We start from the raw sequence: 9,909 nt of genomic DNA, 5'->3' as shown, positions 1-9,909 counted from the left end.
CGCCCGTCGATCTTCCGGGGGAAGAGCGCAATGCCCTTGTTCGTGGCGCTGCTGCCGTTGAGTGTGGCGACCCGAAACGAGACGAAGTCGTGGGTCTCGATCAGCTGCGGCAGGATCTTGTAACCGTCGTAGGCGGTGTAGGTGGCAAAGTACGTCACGCTGCCGTCGTCGTCGGTGAAGCGCACGAAGCGGGCGTCTTCCATGCCATGACTCTCGGTCGGTCCAGCGGGAAACAGGACCCGCTCGGAGATGTGGGAGCTGGCGTCGAAGGTGCTCTGGTAGTTCGAGCTCGCCAACCAATGAATGGTTCGCGTGGCTTGCAGCATGCCCTGGTCCTTGCCATGGGCAGCCTCGACCTCCCGAACCGCCTGCTCGAGCGCCTCCAGGCTGAAGCGTTCGGGCAGGAGCTCCAACACCTGCCTCGACGTATCGGTGAACGCCTGAATTTCCCGAAGCTTGGTGATGAAGACCCCTCGGTGATAGATGGGCGCGTTGCGACGGGCGGTCGTGACCCGGGGACTCGTCGGTTCCATGGTCACCCTTCCGTGCGCGTCGACGACTCCGGAGCGGAACTGAATCGACGAGACGTGGCCTTCCCCGATCGCCCGCAGGCTCATCACGAAGCGCTGCTCGCCCGGGGCCAGGCGCGATTGGTCTGGTGCGGCGACCATCGAAGGGTTGCTCAAGGCCGCGGCGTCCACTGAATACTCGTGAGTGAAGTAGGCGCCGATCAGTCGCCGGCGTTCGGTGGACAAGTCACCTGGCGTTGCGAAGTGATGCGCGACCGAGGCGAATCCCTGCTCGAGCACGGCGGTCAAGTCCGAGTGCCTCGACGAAAAGCGGCCGTAGGTCCCGGCCAGGGTCGACTCGACCGTCGCGTCCGACAGCTGAGAGATCCGCTCCAAGATCCCCTCGATGCGCGACCTCCCGTTGGGTTCGACGCCGGCTGGCAGGAACGGTTTGGTGATCACGCGCCGCGGATCCGGGCGAAAGGTGAGCTCGGTCTTCACGACGGAAATTGGGAGCATGGGTTCAACTTGCTCTAGCACCCGCCCGGGAACCGCGTTGCCTTCAACGCACTGACCCAGGGAATGACGGGCAAAGAGCCTGCCTGGCACGACGGCGCGCCAGAGCCAGGGCGAACGCTGCAGCGAACGCGGTGAGCACGCCGCGCGTGTGTGCGCTCACGGACAGCTCGTCCCGGCGGGAAGACAGGTCGTGTCGCCGAGCACCGTGCAGCAGACGGGCATCGTGTTGCCGTTGCCGCATTCCCAGCAGCCGGCGGCGTAGAGGAAACTCTTGCAGCTGCCACCCGCGCAGACCTTGCCGGCTCCGCAGGAATTTCCGCAGCTGCCGCAGTGCTCTGGGTTCGTCTTGACGTCCACGCAGGCGAACCCCGACAACACGTTCCCGCAAGCCTGGAGGCCCGCCGAGCACGCAGACTTGCAGGCACCGCCTTCGCAGCGATTGTTCGAGCCGAGGCATCCGCTTCCGCACCCGCCGCAGTGTCCAGGATTGGTCTTGGGGTTGACGCAGCCCGAGAGCCCGCACTTGCTCATCCCGAGCGCGCAGTCGTCAGGCGAACAAGCGCCGCCGCTACACCTGCCTCCGTTGCCGCAGCTCTTCCCGCAGCTGCCGCAGTGCTGCGGATCCAGCGTCGGGTTCACACAGGCGGCCCCGTTCGGAGTCGGGCATTGACTGGTCGTCGGCGAGCTGCACGTCACGTTGCAGTTTCCGCCGCCGCATCCGCGCGAGCCGGTCGATGCTCCCGAGACGGGTCCGGGGCAACTGGTGCCACAGGCACCGCAATGATCGACGTCGACCTGCAAATCGAAACATCCGGTGGGAGGACACGATGCGGGGAAGCTGGGACTGTCGCAGGCGAAACCACACGAACCCGCGGAGCACACCGGCGTGCCGTTCTGGGCAGCCGGGCACTGGTTGCCGCACGAGCCGCAGTTCTTGGGGTCGCCGTCCAGCTTCACGCACTCGGTGCCACACTGCGCGTAACCCGAGTCGCAAACGAAACCGCACGAGCCGTTGCTGCAGAGCGCGGCTCCGTGCGCGGGCACCGGGCAAGCCTTGCCGCAGCCGCCGCAGTTCAGCACGTCCGTCTGGGTGCCGACGCACGCTGCGCCACACTTCACGAACCCACCGTTGCACGTGAACGCGCAGCTGCCCGCGAGACAGACCGGGCTGGCGTTCGCAGGCGCCGTGCAGACGCTGCCGCACCCACCGCAGTTCGAGGAGTCCGCCTTGACATCGACGCAAGAGCCGCCGCAGTTGGTCGTGCCAGACGGACACGATGTCGTGCATACACCAGCGGCGCACACCTGATTCACGCCGCAAGCACTGCCACAGGCGCCGCAGTGTGCGGTGTTGCTCGCCAGGTTGACGCACGCAGCACCGCACTCGGTGTAGCCGCCGTTACAGGCCAAGGCGCACTGCCCGTTGCTGCACGCTGCCGTGCCGTTGCTTGGCGACGGGCATTGGTTGGTGCAGGTGCCACAATGATTCGGATCGCTGGTCGTGTTCAAACACACACCGGAGCACGCGGAGTAGCCGCTGTCGCAGCTGACGCCGCAGACTCCCGCGGCGCAAAGAGCCCCACCGTTGGCTGGGTCGGCGCATCCAAACCCGCAGCTTGCACAGTGACTGGGGTCGGTCTGGGTGTCGACGCATTGACCGCCGCAGCTCGTCTGCCCACCCGAGCACGAGCTCGAGCAGTTACCCGCGGAACATACCTGCCCCAAGGCGCAGCTCACGCCGCAGCCACCGCAGTGCTTGGGACTCGACGAGAGATCCACACACTGACCTCCGCACTTGACGAATCCGGGTTTGCACGCGACGCCACACTGTCCAAGGCCACAGGTCGCCATACCGTTGGCTGGTGTCGCACAAGCAGCGCCGCAGCTGCCACAGTTGGCCGGGTCCGACTGATTGTCCACGCAGCTGCTGCCGCATTTTGCAAGGCCGGTCTTGCACTCGAAACCGCAGCTGCCGCTGGTACATTTGCTGGTGGCGTTCGGAAGGACGGGGCAGGCGTCGTTGCACGCGGAGCAGTGCTCGGGGTTCGTGCTCAGATCGACACAACTTTGCCCGCAAGCCGTCATGCCCGACGGACACGAATCCGAGCAAATTCCCAACGCGCACAGCTTGCCCGGCGCACAGGTCGTGCCACAACCTCCGCAGTTCTTCGGGTCGGTCTTGGAGTTCGTGCACACGCCGCCGCACTCCGTGAATTCCGTTCCGCAGTCCACGCCGCACGCGCCGGACACACACGAGGCCGACCCGACCGTGGGGATCGGGCAGGCGTTGCCACAGGCACCACAATTGGAGGGATCGGAGTCGAGCCCGACGCAGGCCCCTCCGCAGGCCTTCTTGCCGGCATCACACCCGAAGGAGCACTGGCCGGACACACAGGTCGGCGACCCGCCCGCCGGTGCGCTGCACGGTGAGTCACAACCTCCGCAGTGAGAAGTGTCGACCTGGGTGTCGACACATTGGCCGCCGCAACTCGTCAGTCCGGCATCGCAGCTGCTGCCGTCCGCGTCCGCCGAAGCGTCGGCGTCCGAGCCGCCATCACTGCCGGCGCTGCCGCTGGCCCCACCCGCGCCGCCAGTTCCCGAGTTGCCACCGGTACCAGCGGTGCCGCCCGAAGCGTCGGGACTGGCGTCGCTCTGATGTGATGCGCTCACGCAACGCCGGAGCGCCGGATCACACACGTAGCCAGCGAGGCACTCTCCGTTCGGACCACAAGCCTTGCCCGCACCATCGGCATCCAGGTCGCTCGCGCAGCTCGCGCCGAGCAGCCAGCACACGACGAAAACCAGCGGCATGAATAGGCGGCGCATCAGAAGCTCCCTCGTGCCGAGACGGCGCAGTCGGTGGCTCCACACGCCAAGAGCACTCGGGTGCGATGCGCTGCTCTCTTCCGGTTCCGAGTGAGGTCGAAGTAGAGGAGCACCCCACCGGCGGTGACCCCAACGGCGCCTACCGCAGTCAGCACGCGCGCCGTCGTCTGCCGGCTCTTCATCGTGTCGTAGCGCTCGCGGTGCTCGAGCTGCGTGGAGGCGTCACGGGCGTCGCGCTCGGCACTCGCCCGCGCCAACTCGAAACCGAGCCCGGTGCCCAACCCCACCACGCCAACGCCGAGGGCGGCCCAGGTGATCAGCCCAACCTGAGCGGGGCTGCCGGTGTCCGCGCTCGCCTCGGCGCTGGTTCCGCGTGGCTCTGAGCCTGGCTGACCGCGGGCGGAACGCGCCGGAGTGGCGCTGCCTTTGCCGAGAGAGATGTCGAGCTCGAGCGATTGCTCCGCGCTGAGCAAGAACTCCTTGGTGAGGTCCGGCAGACCCGGCTGACGCAACACGATGACGTGACGGCCGGGTGCGATCTCTGCGCTCCAAGGTGTCTTGCCGGCCGGTTTGCCGTCGAGCTCGACCTCGGCTGCCGAAGGGGTCGAGAAGACGCTCACTTGTTGCACGCCCTGCTGGCGCAGGCGCCCCTCCAAATTTTTCACGCGCAGCTCGACCGTCGGGCGATCGTCGGCATCGGGTGAGAGCCGAAGAAACCGCCGGTACGACCGGAGCGCATTGGGCACGTCTCCCGCCTTTTCGTAGGCCTGCGCGGCGTTGTAGATGAGCGCGGGCTGACGGTCTTCCTCGTAGGCCTCGAGGAAGTGCCGGACTGCGTCTGGGTATCGTCCTTCCCGGTACGCCTGGGCTCCAGCCTCGAAGGCTTTTTTCGCGGCCGTCGTGTCGGCGTTCGCAGGCCCGTGCCAGAGCGAGAGCAGCAGCAGTGCAAGAATGGACACTGTCAGTCGGATCGTCATCGGTACTCCTTCAGATCCTCGTCGAGCGAGTAATTCGGCGGCGGTTCGGGCGGGCTGGCGTTCGTGCTCGGAGCACCGCTCAGCCGGCGAGCGCGCGTCTTGGTCTTGACCGGCTCGGGGAGCACGGTCGGTGGTGGCGCTTCGCGCGTGGACGGCTCGGGGAGCCCGGCGCCATCTCGGGTCGTGGCCGGGGAGGTTTCACCGAGCGCGCTCGTGGCGGGCCGAGCGAGCACTGGAGGCTCGGCCGGCGTGGGTTGCCTCTGACGGGTCAGCAAGAACCCGAACGCCAAGAGGGCCACCGCGCCGCAAAACACGCCGACGCCAACCGCGCGACGTCGGTTGACGACCGGGAGGACCGGTTCGTCGTCGGGAATGAGTCCGCGCCAGAGCTCATCGCAAAATTCAGCTACCGTCGTGAAGCGGGCCGCCGGATCTTTCTGCAACGCGCGCATGACGGCTCGCTCGAGCTTCACCGGCACGCCGCGAACGCGGCTGCCCAGCGGGTCCGGCAGATCGGCAAGGTGGCGCGCGACGAGGGCTTCCCAGGTCGGTGCCGAAAACGGCGGACTGCCGCAGAGCATCCAGTACATCAAGACGCCGAGCGCGTAGACGTCGGCGCGTACGTCCGGCTCCGCGCCGTAAGCGAGCTCGGGGCAGAGCGCCTCTGGAGTGCCGTAGAAGACGGCGGGGCGCTCGCGCTTTGCGGCGCCGGCGAGCCCGAGCAGCGTGCGCCGGGCGTTCGCATCTTTCTCGACGTCAGAGAAGGCCATGGGCATCGCCATGCCCACACCGATCAGCTTGATGTCGCGTCCGCCGCCGTGATTCGGCACGAGGAAGACCCCGCTGACGCTCAGGTTGTTGTGGACGATGCCCTCGGCGTGGAGCGCACCGAGCGCCGAACCAATGGACGCTCCAATCTCGACGGCCTCGGCGGGCGTGAGCGGCCCGTCCTTCAGCAACCGTCGCAGGCTGATTCCGCTGAGCAGCTCCATCGCGACGAAGTTGAAGCCCGAGTCAGTGACGGCGTGTTCGTACATCTCCGCGACTCCGCGGTGCCGCACCTTCACTGCGCGATGGACCGTACGCGCAAGTCGCTGACCGAGCTCGGGGAACTCACTGGACCGAAGTGCCAGCAACTTGACCGCGACGTCGCGATCGAGATCGAGCTGCTTCGCACGGAACACCACACTGCGCGGACCCTCTGCCATGATCCCCGTGAGCTGATAGCGTCCCTTGAGGTAGCGCCCCAGAAGTGACGCTCCGAATTTGGATTCGTCTTCCACGCCCGCTCAGCATGACCGGCGGACAACTCCGGCGTGAGCGTCGGGTTCCGACGGGGGCGTCGGATAACGACGCTCACGCCGATCGGAGTTTGTCTTCAAGCTTGGCAGTGAGGTGACGAATGAAAAACTACTTTCCAGTCTTGATGTTCGTTGGTTGCGCGCTCTGCGTGGGCTGCGGGGGCAGCGACGACACGGAGTTCTCGAGCGGCGGCTCGGGTGGCAAAGGCGGGAGCGGTGGCACCAAGGACAGCGGCGCGGGTGGCGCCGGCGCCAAGGATGCAGGGAGTGACGCCGCGGGCGGCGTCGCGGGTGCAGGCGGAGTCGCCGGTTCGGCCGGTGCGGACGCCGGCGACGGCGCGGCGGGCGACGCAAACGTCGGCGGCGCGAGCAGCGGCGGAACCGGCGGAGCTGCCGGCGCGGGCGGTACCGGCACCGGTGGGACCGCCGCGGGCGGGAGCGGCGGGAGCACCTCGTGCCCGAAGCCGTGCGACTGCGATAACGACGGCCACAACGCGAAGGGAGGCACGTGCGGCGGGGATGACTGCGACGACACGGACGCCGACGTTCACCCCGGTCAGACCGCGTACTTCACCAAGCAAACCAAGAATGGCGGCTTCGACTACGACTGTAGCAGCAAGACCGAGCCGCAGTTCTCGACGGTGCTGAACTGTGTTGTGGCGCTGTGTCCGAGCGGTCAGGGATATTTCGGCAGCGCTCCGGCGTGCGGCTCGGCCGCCGACTTCGGGGTCTGCACCGGCGCGCTCTGCAGCAAACAGGTCCTCGAGCAGAAGACCCAAGGCTGTCACTGACGCGACCCGCGCACGGAGCTCGGGCCGCTCCAAGGTCGATCAGCGCTTTTTGGGCGTCTTCGCGGGCTCAGGGGCGGGTGGGTCGCCCAGCATCAGCCCCTGCCAGCGCCGCCTGAGCGGTGTGCTCGATCGCAGCTCGGGAACCAAGGCTCCGGCCATCGAGATCCCGGTCACGAACGCCGCCGCGCTGACCGCATCCGGCGAGAGTGCTCCGGCGCCATCACCCAGCCGTCGCAGACGGCCGAGCACCTCTCGCGCTTCGGTGCGGATGGCCGTCAGCTCGGCGGTGGCAAACACCGGTTTCGGGTTTACTGAAGCATCGAACAACAGCGCGAACGCGGCGGGGCGTGACTGAGCGAGCCGCACCGGCACATCGAGGGACTCGGCCAGCCCTGGCGCCGCTGCGAGCCGGGTCTGAAGCTCGTCGAGCGCCTCCTGCGCGAGGACGTGCACCAGGACGTCCAAATTCTCGAAATAACCGTAGACCGTTGCGCGGCCCAGCTCCGCGCGGGACGCCACTCGCTCGACGCTGAACACCGCCCAACCGAGCTCTTCGGCGACCTGCCAAGCGGCGTCCAAGATCGCACGTCGTCGATCCTCACGTTCACGCTGGCGGCGCTCGTTGATTCCCACCGTGTGATCGAACGCCAAGAAGCAGACGGGGTCAAGCAGCCTACTTGACGTAGGGATTGGCTTTTGTGACCTCGTCCGGGGGCTTCGGCGTGCCACCGGTCGCTGGTTGGCTCGACGGCACCGAGCGTGGCAGCGGCTCGCTCGGGCGCGAGGGTGTTGGCCTCCGCGTCGGCGGAACGACGCTGGGAGTTGCGGAAGCCGACGGGGCGGCGGTGGCGCTCGGCTCGGGTTCAATCACGCTGACCGGCGTCGTCGGGGTCGCGGCGGCGGTCGACGCGGTCGACGCGGCCGGCGCAGCGGCCGACGCGGGCAGCTCACTCGGCAGCGCTCTACGCAGCGCGTACACCACCAGACCCAACGCGAGCGCTGCGAAGAGCAGCACGCCCGGGACCATCAACTTGCGCCGCGGCTCGACCAAAGACTCGGCTACGACTGCCGTGTTCGAACCGTCCGCACCCAGAGCCGCGTCACCAACCAGCTCCGCGACGCGTGCGCGACGCGCCGCCATGTCTCGCCCGCACAGATCTTCGACGAGCTCAGCCACCTCCGCGTGACTCGCGAGCCATCCGGTCTCTCTTGCGATGCGCTCGATGTCCGCGGCCATCTCCCGCGCGCTCAGGTAGCGAGCCGCGACGTCCTTGGCGCAGGCCTTGGCTACCAGCTGTTCGATTTGCGGAGGGATGGTGAGCGCGCCGCTGGAAATGGGCGGCAGGGGATCCGTCAAGATGTGAGCCAAGAGTTGGGCATCGCTGGCCCCGGCCCACAGCTCGCGGCCAGACAAGACCAACCACAACGTGACACCGAGCGCGTACACGTCGAGTCGCGCGTCGATCGCGCTTCGGCGCAGATACTCCGGGGCCATGTAGAGCAATTTGCCCACCAGGTAACGATCATCCGTGACAACGGAGCCGAGCGCGCTCTTCGCGATGCCGAAATCGGCGATGCGCGAGACGCCGTCGCGGCCGACCAGGACATTTTGCAGCGTCACGTCGCGATGCAACATGCGTAGCTCGCGAGCCTTGGCATCACTAGCGGTGTGCACCGCCTCGAGACCCGCCAACGCGTCGAGCACGATTCGTAACGCGATGGGCAGCGGAAACGCTCGCCCTCGTAGCGCCTGGCGATCGACCAAACCTTCGAGGCTCGACCCTTCGACGTAGTCGAGCACCAGATACGGACCCAGCGCGTCGCGCCCGACGTGCTGCGTACCCACGACGTTTGCGTGATGGACGTGCGCGGCCAGTCTGGCCTCGTCGAGAAATCGTTCGAGGGCTTGGGGCACTTCGACGAGGTGCTCCTGCAACCGCTTCACGACGACCAGACGCTCGAACCGGTCGGCACCCTTAGCTCGCGCCAGGTACGCGGTCCCCATGCCTCCCCGACCGAGCTCCAGCAGAGCGTCAGGAGCCGCGCCGGCGCGCGTACCCGGCATCAGAAACGCCCGACCGCGGCAACACCCAGCGACGCGGTCTCCGGGCTGCTCCCGCCAAAGTCGGCCCAGAATACGCCGACGAGGCCCGTGCCGGCCGCGAGCACGAGCGTCCCCGCGAGCAGGTAGTCCGTCCTGCGGATCTTGGAACGAACGCGATCCACCTCCGCGCCGGTGGGCTCGTTCGGCAGCTCGTCGCGCGCGGAGAGTGTGTCGATGCCAGACCATGCGGTGACCGCCCCGAGCGCAACGGTTGCCACGGCGCCCACGTAAAAGACACTCGCCGGCAGCGGCCGATGCATCCCGCGCGCCCCGGAGGTCGAAGGACGTGGAGCAGGCGGCCGTGCGCGGGGTTTTGCGGCCGGCTCCACGACTCGAAGCACGATTCGATAGGTCGCCCCGGGCTCCAGAACCAGCTCGCGCACTTCCCTCTGCTTCTCGTGCCGCGCGACGATGCGCCGAGTGCCGGGCAGCACCCAGTGTTCGCCGGCAGGGGCGAGCTCTTCGTCCACTCGCAGCTCACACGGCGCGGGCTCACAACTCAGCTGCAGCCGCCCCAGGTGTGGCCCGGCTTGCGACAGGGCCTCTCTGGCCGCTGCGAGCAACTCCGCGCCCGTCGTCTGGCGTTCGATGGCTCGACGGCTGGCACGCGCGACCAGGAGATGGTCGCTGGCTTTGCGCCCAGCGGCGATGGCGTTTCGCAAGGCATCTTCGCTGGGCGCGAGCTTGTCGGCTCGCAGGAATGCCTGCGCGGCATTGGCGTAGTCGGCTCGCTCGTACAGCTTCAAACCCAGCTCGAACTCCGCCGCCGCTCGCACCCGTGGTTCGTCCGCGTGCGCCGCCCGAGGGAAAAGTGTCAGGGCCAGGACGAGACCAAAAACGACCCGAAGCAGAGCGCTCTGTGCGGTCACTTGGGCTACCATG

Annotated in this window: 8 protein-coding genes; 1 reads left to right on the top strand and 7 read right to left on the bottom strand. The window is 67.5% G+C overall.

What is annotated here, in order from left to right; translation table 11 throughout:
* From IPI67_23840 to IPI67_23825, 4 genes are all read right to left on the bottom strand, one after another.
* Positions 1–1,028, bottom strand: a 1,028-nt coding sequence (locus tag IPI67_23840; protein ID MBK7583217.1) for a glycosidase, incomplete at its 3' end; no start/stop codon positions are given.
* A 156-nt stretch (positions 1,029–1,184) separates the two neighbouring features.
* The gene (locus IPI67_23835; protein ID MBK7583216.1) at positions 1,185–3,854 is read right to left on the bottom strand and encodes a hypothetical protein; all 2,670 of its coding nucleotides are present in this window, start codon (positions 3,852–3,854) and stop codon (positions 1,185–1,187) included.
* Positions 3,854–4,831, bottom strand: coding sequence for a PEGA domain-containing protein (locus IPI67_23830; GenBank protein MBK7583215.1), 978 nt, complete (start codon positions 4,829–4,831; stop codon positions 3,854–3,856). The genes IPI67_23835 and IPI67_23830 overlap by 1 nt, the downstream gene beginning before the upstream one ends.
* The gene (locus IPI67_23825) at positions 4,828–6,114 is read right to left on the bottom strand and encodes a protein kinase (GenBank protein ID MBK7583214.1); all 1,287 of its coding nucleotides are present in this window, start codon (positions 6,112–6,114) and stop codon (positions 4,828–4,830) included. The genes IPI67_23830 and IPI67_23825 overlap by 4 nt, the downstream gene beginning before the upstream one ends.
* A 119-nt stretch (positions 6,115–6,233) precedes the next feature.
* Between IPI67_23825 and IPI67_23820 the strand changes: the two genes are divergently transcribed.
* The gene (locus IPI67_23820) at positions 6,234–6,923 is read left to right on the top strand and encodes a hypothetical protein (GenBank protein ID MBK7583213.1); all 690 of its coding nucleotides are present in this window, start codon (positions 6,234–6,236) and stop codon (positions 6,921–6,923) included.
* A 39-nt stretch (positions 6,924–6,962) separates the two neighbouring features.
* On the opposite strand, the gene IPI67_23815 is transcribed toward IPI67_23820, so the two are convergent.
* From IPI67_23815 to IPI67_23805, 3 genes are read right to left on the bottom strand one after another with little or no spacing between them, the layout of a single operon-like run.
* Positions 6,963–7,556: a TetR/AcrR family transcriptional regulator gene (locus tag IPI67_23815; GenBank protein ID MBK7583212.1), complete on the bottom strand. Its 594-nt coding sequence runs from the start codon at positions 7,554–7,556 to the stop codon at positions 6,963–6,965.
* A gap of 40 nt (positions 7,557–7,596) precedes the next feature.
* Positions 7,597–8,988: a serine/threonine protein kinase gene (locus tag IPI67_23810; GenBank protein ID MBK7583211.1), complete on the bottom strand. Its 1,392-nt coding sequence runs from the start codon at positions 8,986–8,988 to the stop codon at positions 7,597–7,599.
* The gene (locus IPI67_23805) at positions 8,988–9,908 is read right to left on the bottom strand and encodes a hypothetical protein (protein ID MBK7583210.1); all 921 of its coding nucleotides are present in this window, start codon (positions 9,906–9,908) and stop codon (positions 8,988–8,990) included. Before IPI67_23805 ends, IPI67_23810 begins: the two co-directional genes overlap by 1 nt.
* Position 9,909: the final 1 nt, after the last annotated feature.

This window comes from Myxococcales bacterium (assembly GCA_016706225.1).
GTDB lineage: Bacteria > Myxococcota_A > Polyangia > Polyangiales > Polyangiaceae > JADJKB01.
The sequence above is the reverse complement of the archived record's forward strand: the minus strand, read 5'-3'. Positions and strand labels throughout refer to the sequence as shown.